The sequence below is a fragment of the Streptomyces hazeniae genome (assembly GCF_031845485.1).
Classification (GTDB): Bacteria; Actinomycetota; Actinomycetes; order Streptomycetales; family Streptomycetaceae; genus Streptomyces; species Streptomyces hazeniae.
This window is the reverse complement of the sequence record NZ_JAVREQ010000007.1, coordinates 222,192-239,809: the sequence shown is the minus strand read 5'-3', so window position 1 is coordinate 239,809 and position 17,618 is coordinate 222,192. Positions and strand designations below refer to the sequence as shown.

19 protein-coding genes are annotated in these 17,618 nt (G+C 73.6%); 8 read left to right on the top strand and 11 right to left on the bottom strand.

Going from position 1 to position 17,618, the window contains the following annotated elements:
• Nucleotides 1-77: 77 nt before the first annotated feature.
• Both RM572_RS10995 and RM572_RS10990 read right to left on the bottom strand, forming a co-directional pair.
• Entirely contained in the window at nt 78-689 is a 612-nt protein-coding gene (locus RM572_RS10995; protein WP_311673079.1) for an NADAR family protein, read from the bottom strand.
• Between the two features lie 65 nt (nt 690-754).
• Entirely contained in the window at nt 755-1,888 is a 1,134-nt protein-coding gene (locus tag RM572_RS10990) for a DUF5925 domain-containing protein (RefSeq protein WP_311673078.1), read from the bottom strand.
• Nucleotides 1,889-2,106: 218 nt separating this feature from the next.
• Here RM572_RS10990 and RM572_RS10985 point away from each other — a divergent pair, with 218 nt between their 5' ends.
• On the top strand, nt 2,107-2,370 hold the full coding sequence (locus tag RM572_RS10985) for a hypothetical protein (RefSeq protein WP_078528512.1): 264 nt from the start codon (nt 2,107-2,109) through the stop codon (nt 2,368-2,370).
• A gap of 30 nt (nt 2,371-2,400) precedes the next feature.
• On the opposite strand, the gene RM572_RS10980 is transcribed toward RM572_RS10985, so the two are convergent.
• The gene (locus RM572_RS10980; protein WP_311673077.1) at nt 2,401-3,159 is read right to left on the bottom strand and encodes a GntR family transcriptional regulator; all 759 of its coding nucleotides are present in this window, start codon (nt 3,157-3,159) and stop codon (nt 2,401-2,403) included.
• 49 nt (nt 3,160-3,208) lie between these two features.
• Nucleotides 3,209-4,528, bottom strand: a complete 1,320-nt coding sequence (gene hmgA / locus RM572_RS10975; RefSeq protein ID WP_311673076.1) for a homogentisate 1,2-dioxygenase — start codon at nt 4,526-4,528, stop codon at nt 3,209-3,211.
• A 193-nt stretch (nt 4,529-4,721) separates the two neighbouring features.
• Between hmgA and RM572_RS10970 the strand changes: the two genes are divergently transcribed.
• Both RM572_RS10970 and RM572_RS10965 read left to right on the top strand, forming a co-directional pair.
• Nucleotides 4,722-6,140: an aldehyde dehydrogenase family protein gene (locus tag RM572_RS10970; protein WP_311673075.1), complete on the top strand. Its 1,419-nt coding sequence runs from the start codon at nt 4,722-4,724 to the stop codon at nt 6,138-6,140.
• Between the two features lie 17 nt (nt 6,141-6,157).
• Nucleotides 6,158-7,264, top strand: a complete 1,107-nt coding sequence (locus RM572_RS10965; RefSeq protein ID WP_311673074.1) for a Zn-dependent alcohol dehydrogenase — start codon at nt 6,158-6,160, stop codon at nt 7,262-7,264.
• A 56-nt stretch (nt 7,265-7,320) separates the two neighbouring features.
• Here RM572_RS10965 and RM572_RS10960 read toward each other — a convergent pair whose 3' ends face one another.
• Nucleotides 7,321-7,962, bottom strand: coding sequence for a TetR/AcrR family transcriptional regulator (locus RM572_RS10960; protein ID WP_311673073.1), 642 nt, complete (start codon nt 7,960-7,962; stop codon nt 7,321-7,323).
• Between the two features lie 176 nt (nt 7,963-8,138).
• Between RM572_RS10960 and RM572_RS10955 the strand changes: the two genes are divergently transcribed.
• Nucleotides 8,139-8,759: a TetR/AcrR family transcriptional regulator gene (locus RM572_RS10955; RefSeq protein WP_311673072.1), complete on the top strand. Its 621-nt coding sequence runs from the start codon at nt 8,139-8,141 to the stop codon at nt 8,757-8,759.
• A gap of 111 nt (nt 8,760-8,870) precedes the next feature.
• Here RM572_RS10955 and RM572_RS10950 read toward each other — a convergent pair whose 3' ends face one another.
• Together RM572_RS10950 and RM572_RS10945 are read right to left on the bottom strand one after the other, a co-directional pair.
• Nucleotides 8,871-9,332 carry a MaoC family dehydratase gene (locus RM572_RS10950; RefSeq protein WP_311673071.1) on the bottom strand — a complete coding sequence of 154 codons (462 nt, stop codon included), beginning with the start codon at nt 9,330-9,332 and terminating at the stop codon, nt 8,871-8,873.
• A 101-nt stretch (nt 9,333-9,433) separates the two neighbouring features.
• Complete coding sequence (locus RM572_RS10945; protein WP_311673070.1) at nt 9,434-9,970, bottom strand: hypothetical protein; 537 nt, start codon at nt 9,968-9,970, stop codon at nt 9,434-9,436.
• Nucleotides 9,971-10,231: 261 nt separating this feature from the next.
• Between RM572_RS10945 and RM572_RS10940 the strand changes: the two genes are divergently transcribed.
• Both RM572_RS10940 and RM572_RS10935 read left to right on the top strand, forming a co-directional pair.
• Complete coding sequence (locus RM572_RS10940) at nt 10,232-11,092, top strand: SDR family oxidoreductase (protein WP_311673069.1); 861 nt, start codon at nt 10,232-10,234, stop codon at nt 11,090-11,092.
• Nucleotides 11,089-11,673 (top strand): TetR/AcrR family transcriptional regulator, encoded by a 585-nt coding sequence (locus RM572_RS10935; protein WP_311673068.1) that lies wholly within the window; start codon nt 11,089-11,091, stop codon nt 11,671-11,673. Before RM572_RS10940 ends, RM572_RS10935 begins: the two co-directional genes overlap by 4 nt.
• A gap of 38 nt (nt 11,674-11,711) precedes the next feature.
• Here the strand turns inward: RM572_RS10935 and RM572_RS10930 are convergent, their stop codons facing one another.
• From RM572_RS10930 to RM572_RS10915, 4 genes are all read right to left on the bottom strand, one after another.
• Nucleotides 11,712-12,926 carry an acyl-CoA dehydrogenase family protein gene (locus RM572_RS10930; RefSeq protein ID WP_311673067.1) on the bottom strand — a complete coding sequence of 405 codons (1,215 nt, stop codon included), beginning with the start codon at nt 12,924-12,926 and terminating at the stop codon, nt 11,712-11,714.
• Nucleotides 12,927-12,931: 5 nt separating this feature from the next.
• The gene (locus tag RM572_RS10925) at nt 12,932-13,981 is read right to left on the bottom strand and encodes a phosphotransferase family protein (RefSeq protein ID WP_311673066.1); all 1,050 of its coding nucleotides are present in this window, start codon (nt 13,979-13,981) and stop codon (nt 12,932-12,934) included.
• Between the two features lie 107 nt (nt 13,982-14,088).
• The gene (locus tag RM572_RS10920; RefSeq protein WP_311673065.1) at nt 14,089-14,394 is read right to left on the bottom strand and encodes a DUF202 domain-containing protein; all 306 of its coding nucleotides are present in this window, start codon (nt 14,392-14,394) and stop codon (nt 14,089-14,091) included.
• Nucleotides 14,391-14,786, bottom strand: coding sequence for a YidH family protein (locus tag RM572_RS10915; RefSeq protein ID WP_311673064.1), 396 nt, complete (start codon nt 14,784-14,786; stop codon nt 14,391-14,393). Before RM572_RS10915 ends, RM572_RS10920 begins: the two co-directional genes overlap by 4 nt.
• Nucleotides 14,787-14,904: 118 nt before the next feature.
• Between RM572_RS10915 and RM572_RS10910 the strand changes: the two genes are divergently transcribed.
• Together RM572_RS10910 and RM572_RS10905 are read left to right on the top strand one after the other, a co-directional pair.
• On the top strand, nt 14,905-16,560 hold the full coding sequence (locus tag RM572_RS10910) for an FAD-binding dehydrogenase (RefSeq protein WP_311673063.1): 1,656 nt from the start codon (nt 14,905-14,907) through the stop codon (nt 16,558-16,560).
• Nucleotides 16,561-16,674: 114 nt separating this feature from the next.
• On the top strand, nt 16,675-17,613 hold the full coding sequence (locus RM572_RS10905; protein ID WP_311673062.1) for a hypothetical protein: 939 nt from the start codon (nt 16,675-16,677) through the stop codon (nt 17,611-17,613).
• Nucleotides 17,614-17,618: the final 5 nt, after the last annotated feature.

The following is a 17,618-nucleotide window of genomic DNA, read 5'->3' as shown; positions in this document are numbered from 1 at the left end:
GAAGAAGGACATCATGCGCTGCCTCAAGCGATTCGTCGCCCGCGAGGTCTACCGCGCTCTGACCAACAAGCCACGCATCACCCAAACCAACCTGGCACCCGCCGGTTGACGTCAATAGGAGCATCCCCGGAGGCCGGCTCCCCGGCGGCCGCCAGCCGGCGGCGGGCCTCCATCAGCGCGAACCCGAGGAGATTCAGCCCGCGCCAGCGCCCCGGGTCCTCGGCCGCCTCGTGCGAGGCGGACATGCCGATGCCCCACACGCGGTCCCGCGGACTCGCCTCGACCAGCACGCGGTCGCCGGTGCCGAGCAGCCAGGCCCGCAGGTCGTCGTGCTGGGCGAACTTGTGCACACTGCCCTCCACCACGAGGCCGAACCGGTGCCGCCGCCACGTCTCCTCGTCGAAGCCGCGCACCGCGCGCCCGGCGGCCTTGGCCTCGCGGGGGTGGGCCGCGGCGAGCGCCGCCCGTTCCGCCTCCGGGTCGCCGAACAGCCGGGCCTTGCCCGCCATCATCCAGTGCTCCGCGGTCGCGTACCGCGTCCGGTCCACCTGGAACGGCGAGGGCCACCACTGGCTGAGGCAGCCCGCGCCCACGCTGCCGTCCGGCCGCGGGCGGTGACCCCAGAAATGCAGATACTTCACGCGTTCGCCCCGCTCGATCCGGGTGACGAGCTCGGCCACGTCCACCATCGCGCTCCCTCCTCCACCTCTTCCCGCAGGGTGACAGCCGGCACCGACAACCGCCGCGGCGGCGCCTACAGGTAGAGGCCCGAGTCCGCGCGCGGGCGCGGGGTGACCGTGGCCGGGGCGGTGCCGCGGCGGAGGGCGAACAGCTCTGCGAGCGTCGCGCCGTCCCGGCCCACGCCCTCCTCCGTGCCCAGCCAGGCCACCGCCTCGGTGCGGCTCAGCGGCCCCACCTCGATGCGCGCCAGGCAGCGTCCCGGCCGCACCACCGCCGGGTGCAGGCGCTCCAGGTCCTCGTTCGTCGTCACGCCCACCAGCACGTTGCGGCCCTGCCCGAGCAGCCCGTCGGTGAGGTTGAGCAGCCGGGACAGGGCCTGCCCGGCGGCGTGCTTGGCCTCGCCGCGGATGAGCTCGTCGCAGTCCTCGAGGAGCAGCAGCCGCCAGCGGCCCTCGCCCGACTCGCCGTCGTCGGCGCCGATCGCGATGTCCATCAGGTAGCCGATGTCGTTGAACAGCCGCTCCGGGTCCAGCACGCAGTCGACCTGGCACCAGTCCCGCCAGGAGCGGGCCAGCGTCCGCAGCGCGGACGTCTTGCCGGTGCCCGGTGGTCCGTGCAGGAGCAGCAGCCGCCCCGAGACGCCGTCGGGGGTCGTCTTCATCAGGTCGCCCATGGCGTCCGCGACGGTCGCGGTGTAGTTGCCCCGGACCTCCTCCCAGCTGCCCGCGCCGATGGTGCGCGTGGTGCGGTACGGGCCGCGCCGCGGCGAGTGGTACCAGAAGCCCATGGGGACCGTGTCCGGCTGCGGCTCCGGCTCGTCCTCCGCGCCGTCGACGGCCTCCCGCAGCCGCTCGGCGGCCAGTTCGTCGCTCTCCGCGGTCACGGTGACGTCCGCGCCCTGGCTCCAGCGGGACACCAGCGCCGTCCAGCCGTCGCCCTCGGCGAGCAGGCTGCTGCGGTTGTCGTCCCGCGCCTCGCGCAGCACGGTGGCACCGTGCGGCAGCAGGGTGCTGCCCTTCTTCACCCGGTCCACGGAACGGCTGCGGGAGTACGGCTGCTCGCCGGTGGTGAAGCGGCCGAGGAAGAGCGCGTCGATGATGTCGGAGGGGGAGTCGTTGTCGTCCACGTTCAGCCGGATCGGCAGCACTCCGGCGACGGGCACGGGCGGCGGGCCCGCTCCGTCGGCGGGTCGGCGGTCGGCACTCATGGCCCTCATGATCCGCGACACGAGCGGTCCGCGCACCGGCTTTTCCCGTCCGGCTGCGTGCGGCGGGCACCCCGCGGCACCTCGGACGAGTGACAGGCGGTGTTCGCCAACCCCCTTACGGGGAAGGAGATTCGGGTGGCCGGAATACCGCAGTGCCTGTGCCGGGCGGTAGGGTTAACCTGCCCGGGCCGGGTGCCCTCGTACGGGTGGGGAGTGTCATGGATCAGATAACAGTGCGTCACAGGGCGCGCGTGCCGGCGATCACGTGCGGTACCGGCGCGACGAGTTCGCGTCTCGACCGTCACCTCGCCGTGCTCGCCGGGCCTGCCGTGTCGTACCGGCAGACCGAGGAGGCGACCACGCTGATGCGGGAGATCACCACGCGTGACGCCGGCCGCAGCCGGCGCAACCGCGGGGCGCGCGTCTCCCTCCTCGCGCCGCTGAGCAGGCTCAAGCGCTCGCTGTTCGGCGGGCGCGGCTGACGCCGGTTCGCCGCATGCCGTGGGGCCGCCTCACTCCGGGGCGGCCTCGACGGTCACAGAGAAGGAGAACCGGTCGCCGCGGTAGTGGATGCGTACGACGTCCACCGCCCGGCTCCGGTCGTCGAGGGTGACCCCGGTGTAGTGCAGGATCGGGCTGAGCAGCGGGACCTGAAGGAGCCGTGAGGTCTCCGGGTCGGCCAGCCGGGCCTCCAGCGTGTCGGTGATCCGGCTGATCCGCACGCCCGCCGCGTCCCGCAGCACCTTCGTCATCGGCCAGCCGCGCTCCAGCAGGCCCGGATCGATCCGTGCGGCGACGTCCGGACGGAGCAGGTTCTCCGCCCAGTTCACCGGCTCGCCGCTCTCCCGGTCGCGGCGCAGCCGCCGGAAGCCGGTCGCCTCCTCCAGCCCGGGGAAGTGCCCGGCGTACTCGGCCGGCACCGGCTGCGGGCCGTGGCCGAGCAGCGTCGTCTCCTCGCCCGACTGCTGCGCCACGATGGCGTCGACCGAGCCCAGCAGCCGTACGGTCCGCTCCCGCCGCGCGCCGGGTTCGATGAACGTGCCGCGCCGCCGGTGCCGGCTGATCAGGCCCTCGCCCTCCAGCTCCTTCAGCGCCTGCCGCATGGTCAGCACGCTCACGCCGTAGTGCTCCGCCAGCCCTTCCTCGGTGGGCAGACGGAGCGGCGCGTCCGGCGCCCGGCCCAGTATCGAGGCCCGGAGCGACTGCGACACCTGGTACCACAGCGGCAGCTTGCGGTTGAGCACCAGGGAGTCGGGCGCGAAGACGGACACCGGGTCGGCTCCCTTCGGCGAGGAGGCGGCAGGGGCGGGGCGGCCCCGCTCACGGACGGAAGTGACGCTCCAGACCCTGCCACACGTCGTCGTAGTCGTCCTGCACGTGTTCCGCCGCCTCCGCCTGCGCGGTGAGCGTCACCGGCCAGCGGGTCTCGAACATGAACGCCAGGCCGTCGTCGACCTTCTGCGGCGCCAGCTCGGCGGCGCTCGCCTTCTCGAAGGTGTCCCGGTCCGGGCCGTGCGCCGACATCATGTTGTGCAGCGAGCCGCCGCCGGGAACGAAGCCCTCCGCCTTCGCGTCGTAGGCGCCCTCGATCAGGCCCATGTACTCGCTCATCACGTTGCGGTGGAAGTACGGCGGGCGGAAGGTGTCCTCGCCGACCAGCCAGCGCGGCGCGAAGACCACGAAGTCCACTCCGGCCAGGCCCGGCGTGTCCGACGGCGAGGTGAGCACCGTGAAGATCGACGGGTCCGGGTGGTCGTAGCTGATGCTGCCCAGCACGTTGAAGCGCCGCAGGTCGTAGACGTACGGGACGTGGTTGCCGTGCCAGGCGACGACGTCCAGCGGCGAGTGGTCCAGCGTGGCCGCCCACAGGTTGCCGCAGAACTTGTTCACCGCGCGCACCGGGCGCTCGACGTCCTCGTACGCCGCGACCGGGGCGAGGAAGTCCCGCGCGTTGGCGAGGCCGTTGGCGCCGATCGGGCCGAGGTCCGGCAGGGTGAAGGGGGCTCCGTAGTTCTCGCACACGTAGCCGCGCGCCGTCTCGTCCAGGAGGTCCACGCGGAAGCGGACGCCGCGCGGGATCAGGGCCACCTCGCCGGGCTCGGCCCGCAGCAGCCCGAACTCGGTGTGCAGCAGCAGGCCGCCGTCCTCGGGCACGATCAGCAGTTCGCCGTCCGCGTCGCTGAACACGCGGTCGGTCATCGCGGTGTCGGCGGCGTACAGGTGGATGGCCATGCCGGTGCGCTGGGTGGCGTCGCCGTTGCCGCCCAGCGTCCACAGCCCGTCGAGGAAGTCGGTGCCGGCGGCCGGCTCCGGTCGCGGGTCCCAGCGCAGCCGGTTCGGGTCGGGGACGGTCTCGGTGAACGGGGCGCCGCGCAGGCCGCCGTTGTCGATGCGGGTGAACCGCGGGTGGGCCGCCGAGGGCCGGATGCGGTACAGCCACGACCGGCGGTTCGCCGTCCGGGGCTCGGTGAACGCCGAACCGCTCAGCTGCTCCGCGTACAGGCCCAGCGGGGCGCGCTGCGGGGAGTTGCGGCCCACCGGCAGGGCACCCGGTACGGCCTCGCTGCTGTGCTCGTTGCCGAACCCGGAAAGGTACGCCAGCCCCTCCGCCGTCTTGCGTGCCTGCTCGCTGCTGCTCATCGACCTGCTCCCACCGCATCGGATTCCTATGGAAGACCATAGGAATCGAGGAGGGTCGCGTCAACGACCGGAGGGTGATCGGTTCGCATCCCGGTGTTCGGTGTCCGCTCAGGAGTACCACCGACGGGCGTCGTGATCCAGGGCACGGACGAGGAGGGCTGACACTGGAAACTAGCACTGCTAGTTTGGGTGGATGCGGCAACACGACGACATGTACATCGACGGCGCGTGGCGCCCGGCCGCGGGCACCGGGACGATCGAGGTCGTCAACCCCGCCGACGAGACGGTCCTCGGCGCGGTCCCGGCCGGCGACGCCCACGACGTGGACGCCGCGGTCGCCGCCGCCCGGGCCGCCCTGGCGGGATGGCGCGCCACCCCGCCCGCCGAGCGTGCGGGACGTCTGGCCGCCCTCCGCGACCGGCTGGAGGCACGCGGTGAGGAGATCGCGCGGACCGTCACCGCCGAACTCGGCGCACCCCTGACCTTCTCCCGCGCCGTGCACGCGGGACTGCCGGTCGCCGTCGCGGGCGTCTACGCGAAGCTGGCGGCCGAGCATCCGTTCGAGGAACGCGTCGGCGCCTCACGCGTCCTGCACGAGCCGGTCGGCGTGGTCGCCGCCGTCACGCCCTGGAACTACCCCCTGCACCAGATCGTCGCCAAGGTCGCGCCCGCGCTCGCCGCGGGCTGCACCGTGGTGCTCAAGCCGGCCGAGAACACCCCGCTCGTCGCGCGGCTCTTCGCCGAGGCCGTGCACGAGGCCGGGCTGCCGGCCGGCGTCGTCAACGTGGTCACCGGACACGGACCGGTCGCCGGTCAGGCACTCGTCGAGCACGACGGCGTCGACATGGTCTCCTTCACCGGCTCCTCGGCGGTCGGCGGCCGCGTCGGCGCGCTCGCCGGGGGTGCCGTCAAGCGCGTCGCCCTCGAACTCGGCGGAAAGTCCGCCTGCGTGGTCCTCCCCGGCGCCGATCTCGCCCGCGCGGTCAAGGCCGGAGTCGCCAACGTGATGGCCAACTCCGGCCAGACGTGCAGCGCGTGGACCCGCATGCTGGTCGACGCCGAACGGTACGAGGAGGCCGTGCGCCTGGCGGCCGCCGCCGTCGCCCGGTACGTCCCCGGCGACCCGGCCCACGAGGACACGCGCCTCGGCCCGGTCGTCAGTGCCGTCCAGCGCGACCGGGTCACCGGGTACATCGGGCGCGGCCAGGAGGAGGGCGCCCGGCTGGTGGCCGGCGGCACAGCGGCGCCCGAGGGAAGGGCCAGGGGCTGGTACGTGCGTCCCACCGTCCTCGCCGACGTCACCCCGCGGATGACCGTCGCGCGGGAGGAGATCTTCGGCCCGGTGCTGAGCATCCTGGCCTACGACGGCACCGACGACGCCCTGCGCATCGCCAACGACACCGACTACGGGCTCGCAGGCGCCGTATGGTCCGATGACGAGGAGGAGGCGGTGGCCTTCGCCCGACGCATGGAGACCGGCCAGGTCGACATCAACGGCGGGCGCTTCAACCCCCTCGCGCCCTTCGGAGGCTGGAAGCGGTCCGGCGTCGGGCGTGAACTCGGCGTGCACGGCCTGACCGAGTACCTCCAGACCAAGTCCCTCCAGTTCTGACAGGAGTGCCACCCGCCATGGTTCGCGACCAGGTCCGCGCCGCCGTCCTGCCGGCCGTCGGAGCACCGCTCGAGATCACCGGCATCGCGCTGCCCGAACCGGGGGAGGGGCAGGTCCGCATCCGTCTGGCGGCGGCCGGGGTCTGCCACTCCGACCTCTCCCTCTCGAACGGCACGCTGCGCCAGCCCGTCCCCGCCGTCCTCGGCCACGAAGGGGCCGGTACGGTCGTCGCCGTGGGCCCCGGCGTCACCGGCACGGCCCCCGGCGACCGGGTCGTCCTCAACTGGGCGCCCTCCTGCGGCACCTGCGACTTCTGCGCCCGGCTCGGCGAACCGTGGCTGTGCAGCAACGCGCAGGCCGCCACCACCGTGCCCCACGCCCGCACCGCCGCCGGCGACGACCTCTACCCCGGCCTGAGCGTCGCCGCCTTCGCCGAGGAGACCGTCGTACCGGCCGGGGCCGTGCTGCCGCTGCCCGACGGCGTTCCGCTCGCCGACGCCGCACTGCTGGGCTGCGCGGCCCTCACCGGCTACGGCGCCGTCCACCACAACGCGCGGGTGCGTGAGGGCGAGTCGGTCGCCGTCCTCGGCATCGGCGGCGTCGGTCTGGCCACCCTCCAGGCCGCGCGCATCGCGGGAGCGGGGCGGATCGTGGCCGTCGACGTGACCGCGGAGAAGGAGGAACTGGCCAGGGCGGCAGGGGCCACCGACTTCGTCGCGGCGTCGGACACCACCGCCAAGGACATCCGCCGCCTCACCGGGGGAGGTGCCGACGTGGCCGTGGAGTGCGCGGGCCGCGCCGCGGCCATCCGTACGGCCTGGGACTCAACCCGGCGCGGCGGCCGGGTCACCGTGGTCGGCATCGGACGCAAGGACGACACCTTCTCGCTGTCCGCGCTGGAGGTCTTCCACTTCGCCCGCACGCTCTCCGGCTGCGTCTACGGCGACTGCGAACCGGCCCGCGACCTGCCGGTGCTGGCCGAGCACGTGCGCGCCGGACGACTTGACCTGAACACCCTGGTCACCCGCCGGATCGGACTGGAGGACATCCCCGCCGCCTTCGAGGAGATGAGCGCGGGCCGCGGCGGTCGTTCCCTGGTGGTCTTCGACCAGCCGTCCGCGTGAGGCGCCACCGCGCGCCGCGCGCCGCGTGCAGGTGGGCGTGGGCACGGCGCGGGGCTTCAGCCCGGCTCGCGCTCCTGGCCGGGGAACCGCACACCCAGACCGTCCACCAGCGCGCGCAGTCCGGTCTCGAAGGCGCCCTCGTCCACGCGCTGCCGCTGCTCGGAGAGCAGGTGCGCCTGGTCCAGATGCGGGTAGTCGCGGGCGTACAACGCCGCGTCGTCGACGAAGCCGCGGGCGAAGGAGCCCAGTGCCGACCCGGCCACGAAGTAGCGCATGAGGGCGCCGATGTGCGTCGCGTGTGCACGTGACCAGCCGGCGTCCGTCATCGCCCCGAACACGGCGTTGGCCATCCGGAGCTGGCTCGGCCGCCGTCCCGGACCCTTGGCGAGGTGGGGCACGATGTTCGGGTGCGCGGTGAGCGCAGCCCGGTAGGAGCGTGCCCAGCCCAGCAGCGCCTCGCGCCACGGTGTGCCGTCCCCGAGCATCGACAAATCCACCCGTGCGCAGACGGCGTCGGCGGCCGCGTCCAGGATCGCGTCCTTGGTGGCGAAGTGGTGGTACAGCGACGGCCCGCTGACGCCCAGTTCCGCGGCGAGCCGCCGGGTCGAGACGGCGTCCAGGCCCTCCGCGTCGACGAGCGCGAGGGCGCATCCGACGATCCGGTCGCGGCTCAGAAGCGGCTTGCGCGGGCGGGCCATGCGGCCATGCTAGTGCTGTGGCCGGGTAGGTCTGCCGGGAAGCTCGCGGCGTCCGGTGCGTGGGGTCTCCCCAGGTCCGCCGGGACCGTGGGGACGGATCGCTAAGCGCATGCTCAGTGATCCGTGTATGGTGTTCGCCCGGCCGCAGGGGCGCCGGAGAAGCGGGGCGAGGGAGCATGGCAGAGACGGCGGACGAGTCCTTCGGCGGCGTCACCCCGGACGCCGCGCGGCGGTTGCTGCTGGGAGCGGTCGACGCGTTCGCGGAACGCGGCTTCCACGCCACGACCACCCGGGACATCGCGGGCCGCGCCGGCATGAGCCCCGCCGCGCTCTACATCCACTACCGCACCAAGGAAGAGCTGCTCTACCAGATCAGCCGGGTGGGGCACGAGCGGTCGGTGGTGATCCTCCAGGAGGCCGCCGCCGTGGAGGGCGGTGTCGCGGACCGGCTCGACTTCGCGGTCCGCACGTTCGTCCGCTGGCACGCCGAGCACCACACCACCGCCCGCGTGGTGCAGTACGAACTGTCCGCCCTGGAGGACGGCCACTACGCCGAGATCGTGTCCATGCGCCGACGCACCGAGGAGGTGCTGCGCGGGCTGCTGGAGGACGGCGTCGCGGCCGGCGAGTTCACCGTCTCCGACGTGCGCGGGACGGCCGTCGCCGTTCTCTCGCTGTGCATCGACGTCGCCCGCTGGTACCGGCCCGGCGGCCCCCGCACGCCGGAGGAGATCGGCGCCCTCTACGCCGGACTGGTCCTGCGCATGGTCGGCGCCCCGGTCCCGGTCGCGGACTGACCCGGCGGACGGACCCCGCCCGCCCGGCGTGCGCGCTCCGGTCCGTGACGCCCGCCGGCCCGCCGGTGACGTGCGGCGGAGGAGAGACAGGAGGAGGCGGGGGAGAGAGGCTCACCAGAAGAAGCGGCTCACCGATTCCGCGACGCAGACCGGCTTGGCGCCGCCGTCCCGCTCGATCGTCACCTTCGTGGTGAGCTGGACGCCGCCGTCGACGTCGGAGACGTCGGTGAGTTCGGCCCGCGCGCGCAGCCGGGAGCCCACCGGTACCGGAGCGGGGAACCGCACCCTGTTCACGCCGTAGTTGATGCCCATGCGCACGCCGTCGACCCGGATCACCTGGGGCACGAACGCGGGCAGCAGGGAGAGGGTGAGGTAGCCGTGCGCGATGGTGCCGCCGAACGGTCCGTCCGCCGCGCGCTCCGGGTCCACGTGGATCCACTGGTGGTCGCCGGTGGCGTCCGCGAAGAGGTCGACACGCTTCTGGTCGACCTCCAGCCAGTCGCTGACGCCCAGCTCCTCGCCGACCGCCGCCCGCAGTTCCTCGGCCGAGGTGAACACCCGGGGCTCCGCCATCGCTGCAACCTCCCGCACGCCGTGCTCGGTACACCTGGTGGCCGGAGTGCCACTAAGCGCCCGCTCAGCATGCGACGCGCGGGTCGTGCTGTCAACGGGAGTTACCGAGGAGTACCCGCGAGGCGGGCGCTGTCTCCGGTGCGCGCGGCTCCGTCCCGCGCGCACCGGGAGTCGTCGCCGTTCCCGGTCACCACGGAAGGGGGCGGAGCCGCCGCGCGCTCCATCGCCTGGATCAGCCGCCGCAGCACGACGGCCAGCGGGGTGTCGGGCGGGGCCGTCGGGTCCTTGCAGGGGAGCAGCGACCTTCCGCCCCAGGTGGCCGCGTGCCAGTCGTCCAGCGCGGTGGGCTGGCGGATGCCGTCGTGCTTCTCCCGCCGTCTGCGCTCCGCGACCTCTTCCTCGTAGGCCAGCCAGACGTCCCGCGCCTCCTCCAGCTCCTCCAGCGCCGAGACCAGCAGCTCCGGGTCGGGCTCGCGGTCCTCGGGGGAGATGCCCGCCCGGCTGCACAGGTGGTGCCACGTGGCCCGGTGCCCGTACGGGGCGAAGCGCTCAAGGCATCTGCGCAGGGCCTGCCGCCGCTGCGAGGGGGCTCTGTCGGGGTCGCGAACCTGCTCGGCGAGTGCTCTGAAACCGGCCAATCATCCCACCTCCGGCTGAGTGGACCCGATGCCTTCCGGTGATGTGACGTACCGGAGGCCGCATCGGATCCCCTTTCCCGGGAGTCCTGTCGTCGTCCCACGGGACCGGGTGCCCCGTATTCCGTCAACGCAGTACACCGGCGGCCCGTTCCCGCACGTCTCTTCACCTTCCCCGCCCTTCCCGTCGACATACCGACCGGTTAGTCTGCCGACCGGGGCCGGCCCGTGAGCACGGTGAGAGCCCCGGAGACGGAGGGGAACGTGGCGGAGACGGTGAGTGCGCGGACCGGCCGAGAGGCCCGGCAGCGCGTCGTGGTGACCGGAGGCGCGCGGGGTATCGGGGAGGCGCTCGCGCGCCGCTTCGCCACCGAGGGCGCGCTGGTCGCGGTGAACGACCTCGACGCCGAACGGGCGGCCGGAGTCGCCCGCGACATCGGCGGGGTGGCCGTGCCGGGCGACGCCTCCGAAGCCCTCGCCCCGGCCCGGGAAGCGCTGGGCGGCGAGATCGACGTCTTCTGCGCCAACGCCGGCGCCGCCCCCGCGGGAGGCCCGGAGGCCCCGGAGGAGCTGTGGGCGTCGGCGTGGGACGTCAACGTCATGGCCCACGTGCGCGCCGCGCGGGAGCTGCTGCCCGGCTGGCTGGACCGCGGCCACGGCCGGTTCGTCGCCACCGTCTCCGCGGCCGGGCTCCTCACCATGGTCGGCTCCGCGCCCTACAGCGTCTCCAAGCACGCCGCCTACGCCTTCGCCGAATGGCTCCACCTCACCTACCGGCACCGCGGGGTCCACGTGCACGCCGTGTGCCCGCAGGGGGTGCGCACCGACATGCTGCGCGGCACCGGCCGCGCGGGCGACCTGGTACTGGCGCCCAACGCCATCGAGCCGGAAGCCGTCGCCGACGCCCTCCTCGAGGCCGTCGCCGAGGACCGCTTCCTGGTCCTGCCCCACCCGGAGACCGCGGGCCAGTACGCGCTGCGCGCCACCGATCCCGGTCGCTGGCTGGGAGGCATGAACCGTCTCCAGCAGAAGCTGGAGCGTACGCTGGACCAGCCCGAGGGCGAGAGCGGGGCCCGGAAGAAGGACCGGGGAGAGCACCGGGGGAAGGCGGGGACGCAGACGTGACGGACGAGGCCCGGCTTCCCGTACCGCAGCGCCTCCTCGCGGCGGCGACACGGCTCTTCGCCGACCAGGGCTACGACCGCACCTCCGTACAGGAGATCGTCGAAGCCGCCGGCGTCACCAAGGGCGCGCTCTACCACTACTTCGGGTCCAAGGACGACCTGCTGCACGAGATCTACGGCCGCCTGCTCCGGCTCCAGCAGGAACGGCTGGACGCCGTCGCGGGCCGTGAGGCCTCCGTCGAGAGCCGGCTGCGGGACGCCGCCGCCGACGTGGTGGTGACCACCATCGACAACCTCGACGACGCGCGGATCTTCTTCCGCTCCATGCACCAGCTCTCCGACGAGAAGCAGAAGCAGGTGCGGGCCGAGCGGCGCCGCTACCACGAACGCTTCCGCGCGCTGATCGAGGAGGGCCAGCGCGGCGGCGTGTTCACCGACGCCACCCCCGCCGACCTGGTCGTCGACTACCACTTCGGCTCCGTGCACCACCTCAGCAGCTGGTACCGCCCGGAGGGGCCGCTGAGCCCGCAGCAGGTCGCCGACCATCTGGCCGGCCTGCTGCTGCGCGCCCTGCGGCCCTGACATCCGCGACGGGGACCGGGGGCCGGCCGCCCCGAGAGTCAGGCGAACCTCTTCAGCTCCCGCCGGGCCAGCGACCGCTGGTGCACCTCGTCCGGCCCGTCGGCCAGCCGCAGCGTACGCGCGGCCGCCCACAGCTCGGCGAGCGGAAGGTCCTGGCTCACCCCGGCGGCGCCGTGCAGCTGCACCGCGCGGTCCAGGATGTCCGCCACCGCCCGCGGCGTCGCGATCTTGATGGCCTGGATCTCGGTGTGCGCGCCCCGGTTGCCGACGGTGTCCATCAGCCACGCCGTCTTGAGGACGAGCAGCCGCAGCTGCTCCACCTGCACCCGCGCGTCGGCGATCCACGCCCGTACCTGGCCCTGGTCGGCGAGGGGCCTGCCGAACGCCTCCCGGCCGGCCGCGCGCCGGCACATCAGCTCGATCGCCCGCTCCGCCATGCCGATCAGCCGCATGCAGTGGTGGATGCGGCCCGGGCCCAGACGTGCCTGGGCGATGGCGAACCCGCCGCCCTCCTCGCCGATCAGGTTCTCCACCGGCACCCGCGCCTCGTCGAAGACCACCTCGGCGTGCCCGCCGTGGTAGTGGTCCTCGTACCCGTACACGGTCATCGCCCGCCGTATCCCGACCCCGGGAGTCTCCCGCGGCACCAGCAGCATGGACTGCTGGCGGCGCACGTCCTCGGCGTCCGGGTCGGTCTTGCCCATCACGATGAAGATCCGGCAGTCCGGGTGCATCGCCCCGGAGATGTACCACTTGCGCCCGGTGACGACATACGCGTCGCCGTCGCGCCGGATGCTCGTCTCGATGTTGGTGGCGTCCGAGGAGGCGACCTCGGGCTCGGTCATGGCGAACGCGGAGCGGAGCTCGCCGGTCAGCAGCGGCTCCAGCCACCGCCGCCGCTGCTCCGGATCGCCGAACTCGGCGAGCAGCTCCATGTTCCCGGTGTCCGGCGCGGAGCAGTTGAGGGCGACGGGGGCCAACTGCGGGCTGCGGCCGGTGATCTCGGCGAGCGGTGCGTACTGGAGGTTCGTCAGCCCGGCGCCGTAGGTGCGGTCCGGCAGGAAGAGGTTCCACAGCCCCTGGCGGCGCGCCGCCGCCTTCAGCTCCTCCACCACCGGCGGCGTCTGCCAAGGCGACTCGAGTTCCGCGCGCTGCTCGCGGGCCACCGTCTCGGCCGGGTGGACGTGCTCGTCCATGAAGTGCAGCAGCCGCCGGCGCAGTTCCTCGGTGCGCGCGTCGTAGGCGAAGTCCATGCGGGTCAGCCCTCCTGAAGGGTGGCGAGGCCGTGGTCGATGAAGAGCGGCACGAGATCCCCGATGCGGTCGAAGCCGGGGCCCACGGTCTGCCCGAGCTTCCAGCGGTAGTGGATGCCCTCCAGGATCACGGCGAGCTTGAAGTAGGCGAACGCGGTGTACCAGCCGATCCCCGACACGTCGCGGCCGGACCCGGCGGCGTACCGCTCGACCAGCTCGGCCGGTTCCGGGTGCCCGGGGGCGCCGCGTACCGAGGTGAGGGGGGAGCCGGGCACGTCCGGATGGCTGCTGTACATCGCCAGCAGGCCGAGGTCGGTGAGCGGGTCGCCGAGCGTGGACATCTCCCAGTCCAGCACCGCGGTGATCCGGCCCTCGCCGTCCGCGAGGACGTTGTCCAGCCGGAAGTCCCCGTGCACCACCGTCGGTTCGGGGGAGCGGGGCAGCGCCTCGGCCAGCGCACGGTGCAGGTCGTCCACGCCCTCCAGATCGCGGTTGCGCGATGCCTCCAACTGCTTTCCCCAGCGGCGCAGCTGCCGCTCCAGGAAGCCCTCCGGGCGCCCGAACGACTCCAGGCCCGCCTCCCGCGGTTCGACGGCGTGGAGCGCGACGAGGGTGTCGACCAGCGACAGCACCAGGGCGCGGGTGCGCTCCGGGCCCAGTGCCGACAGCTCGGCGGAGGAACGGTAGGGCGTCCCCGGCACGTACTCCATGAGGTAGAACGGCGCGCCCAGCACGTCGGGGTCCTCGCACAGCAGCAGCGTCCCCGGCACCGGCACGGGAGTGTCCCGCAGCGCCCGGATCACCCGGTACTCCCGTGCCATGTCGTGCGCGGTGGCGAGCACGTGGCCCAGCGGAGGCCGGCGCAGCACCCAGCGGGAGGTCCCCGCGTCGACCCGGTAGGTGAGGTTGGACCGGCCGCCCTCGATCACCTCGGCGTGCAGCGGGCCGTCCACCCGTCCGGGCCGCTCCCGTTCCAGGTAGGCGCCCAGCCGCGCCAGGTCCAGCCCCGGCGGGTGCGCCGCGGCGTCCCCGCCGCCCCCGGTCTCCTCGGTCATGCGGCCTCCTCGCACTCGGACGTCTCAGCGGAACCGGTACCGATCATGCCGACTGGTCGGTATGCCGTCCAGAGGGAGGCCGCGGAAACCCTGCCGTCCCGGCCCGGCTACCAGAGAAGTACCACCCCGAGCAGCGCCATCACCAGGGCGCAGAGCACCGTCGCCCGTACCGGCCCGCCCCCCGTGCCCGCGATCGCGGCTCCCGCCAGCGCCCGGATACGGCGGTGCGCCACCACCAGGAATCCCAGCCACGCCAGCGCCCCCAGTGCGGCGGCGCCGTACGCGGCCGGGGCCGGATCGTGGAGCGCACTGCGCACGGCCAGCGCAGCCACCACCGCGAACGCCAGTGTGGTGCGCCGCCAGGCCAGCCGGGTCCGCTCGGGCTGCGCGCCGGGCGGTTCCGGACCGTTCACGTGACCCGGCCCAGCACCACGGAGCCCACCACGACCAGTGCGGCCACCGCCGTGGCCAGGCTCAGCAGCACGGGGAACCGGGAGGCCGGCAGGTCCTCGCCGCGCCGCATCGCCCGCTCGCAGCGCACCCAGTGGTTCACCGCCCGCAGGGCGCACAGGCCACCGCCCGCCAGCAGTGCCAGCGCGATCGCCGTCCGCGCGCCCCAGCTCATGCCGGTGAGGAACTGGTCCACCGCGATGCCGCCCGCGACGAGGGCCAGGGCCGTACGGATCCAGGCGAGGAACGTCCGCTCGTTGGCCAGTGAGAAGCGGTAGTCGGGCGTTCTGCCCTCCGCGCGCAGCCGCTGCGGGGCCAGCCACAGCCGGAAGGTGTCGAAGAACCGGTGGATCATGGGACGAGCCTAGAAGGTGTGGCAGCCCCCGACGGTCCCGTGAGGGGTGTCACGGGGGCGATCGAGAGATTACTCTCCAGTTTCCCGTCGTCCCGCGAGCGGAGAAGCAGGTGAAGGCATGACGTACGACGCCGAGGTGATCGTGGTCGGTGCCGGTCTGGCGGGCCTCGCGGCCGCCGCCGAACTGGCCGACGCCGGACGCCGGGTGATCCTGCTCGACCAGGAGCCCGAGCAGTCGTTCGGCGGCCAGGCCCACTGGTCGTTCGGCGGTCTCTTCCTCGTCGACTCGCCCGAGCAGCGCCGGATGCGCATCCGCGACAGCCGGGAACTGGCCTGGCAGGACTGGCTGGGCACGGCCGGCTTCGACCGCGCCGAGGACCACTGGCCGCGCCGCTGGGCCGAGGCGTACGTCGACTTCGCCGCCGGGGAGAAGCGGTCCTGGCTGCGGCAGCAGGGCGTGCGGTTCTTCCCCGTCGTCGGCTGGGCCGAGCGCGGCGGCTACGACGCGACCGGTCACGGCAACTCGGTGCCCCGCTTCCACATCACCTGGGGCACCGGCCCCGGGCTGGTGGAGCCCTTCGCCCGCCGGGTGCGGGCCGGAGCGGCGCGCGGCCTGGTGGACCTGCGGTTCCGGCACCGGGTCACGGGCCTGGCCCGCAGCGCGGGCGCCGTCGACACGGTCACCGGCGAGATCCTGGCACCCAGCGACGCCGAACGCGGCACCGCCAGCAGCCGCGAAACCACCGGGGCCTTCGAACTGCGCGCGCAGGCGGTGATCGTCACCTCCGGCGGGATCGGCGGCAACCACGACCTGGTCCGCGCCAACTGGCCCGAACGGCTGGGGACTCCGCCGCGCCGGATGCTGTCCGGCGTCCCCGCCCACGTCGACGGCGAGATGCTCGGCATCACCGAAGCGGCAGGCGGCCGTCTCATCAACCGCGACCGCATGTGGCACTACACCGAGGGCATCGAGAACTGGAATCCGATCTGGGCCCGGCACGGCATCCGCATCCTGCCCGGCCCGTCGTCCCTTTGGCTGGACGCCACCGGCAAGCGGCTGCCCGTCCCCCTCTTCCCCGGCTTCGACACCCTCGGCACGCTCGACCACATCATGCGCACCGGGCACGACCACACCTGGTTCGTCCTCAGCCGCAAGATCGTCGAGAAGGAGTTCACGCTCTCGGGCTCCGAGCAGAACCCCGACCTGACGGGCAAGTCCGTCCGCGACGTCCTCGCCCGGGTGAAGCCGGGCGCCCCCGGACCCGTGCAGGCGTTCCTCGACAACGGCGCCGACTTCGTCGTCGAACGCGAACTGCCCGACCTGGTGCGGCGGATGAACGCGCTCACCGGCGAGCAGCTGATCGACGAGAGCGCCCTGCGCCGGGAGATCGAGGCCCGGGACCGCGAGATCGACAACCCCTTCACCAAGGACCTCCAGATCACCGCACTGCGCGGGGCGCGCGCATACCTGGGCGACAAGCTGATCCGCGTCGCCACGCCGCACCGCATCCTCGACCCCGAGTCCGGCCCGCTGATCGCGGTGCGCCTGAACATCCTGACCCGCAAGACGCTCGGCGGGCTGGAGACCGACCTGTCCTCCCGCGTGCTCACCGAGGACGGCGAGCCGCTGCCCGGCGTGTACGCCGCCGGTGAGGTCGCGGGATTCGGCGGCGGGGGCGTGCACGGCTACCGCTCGCTGGAGGGCACCTTCCTCGGCGGCTGCCTCTTCTCCGGCCGCACCGCCGGCCGGGCCGCCGCCGAGGCGGTCGGCTGAGCCGCCGACCCAAGCGGAAGGAGCCGCACCACTTCCACTCCCCGGGGCTTCACAGGGAGTTCACAGAACCTTGCTTGACGTGATCTCGTCACTCAGGTTTCGTGAGCGTCGACCATGACACCCCCACCCCCACCACCCTCCTTCCGGCTGTCCCGGCGCGGTGGCGGCAACGCACCCGACGCCGCACTCGACGACACGGACCTCGCCGCCGCCCGCGACGCCCTCGCCCAGGGCCGCTGGGGCGACAGCCGTACCCTGCTCGCCCACACTCGTGAGGACTGGGACCGGCGCGGTCACCGCCTCGTCGTCCTCGCCGACAGCCCCGGCAGCCTCGCGTGGGCCCGCGAGTGGCAGCAGACCGAGCCGGACAGCGGCGACGCCGCCGCGCTGGCCGCCTGCGCGGCCGTCAGCGCCGCCGTGCGGGGCCGTGAACGTCCCGAGAACGCCCGGCAGGCCGTCGAGGACGCCGCGGCCCGCACGCCTGCCGACCCCAGCCCGTGGCTGGCCTCGCTGCTCCTCGCGCGGCACACCGGCACCCCGGACGAGGCCCGCCGCGCGTTCCACGAAGTCACCGTCCGCCACCGCGAACACCACCACGCCCACCACCTGATGGCGGCCGTGCTCGCCGAGAGCCCCGACCCCCACACGCTCTACGAGTTCGCCCACGGCTCCGCCTCCCACGCCCCGGCCGACTCCCCGCTGGCCCTGCTCCCGGTCGTCGCCCACGCCGAACGGTTCCGCGCCCACCGCGGCGGCACCCGCACGGCCGACCGCGCCGCGGGGGAGCACTGGACCGGGCGGCACGCCGCCCACCTGGTGCGCAGCGCCTTCGACTGGTGGCTGGAGTGGGGAGGCGAGGAGGGGCACCCGCGCCGCGCGGTGGACCTCAACTTCCTCGCCTACGCCAAATTCCACGAGGGACGGCTCGCCGAGGCCGCCGCCCTCTTCCAGCGGGTCGGTTCCCTCGTCACCCCGGCCCCCTGGTCGTACACCGGCCGCGACGCGCACAAGGCGTTCCGCGCCGCACGCGCCACCGCGTACGGCAGCGCCTGACCCCG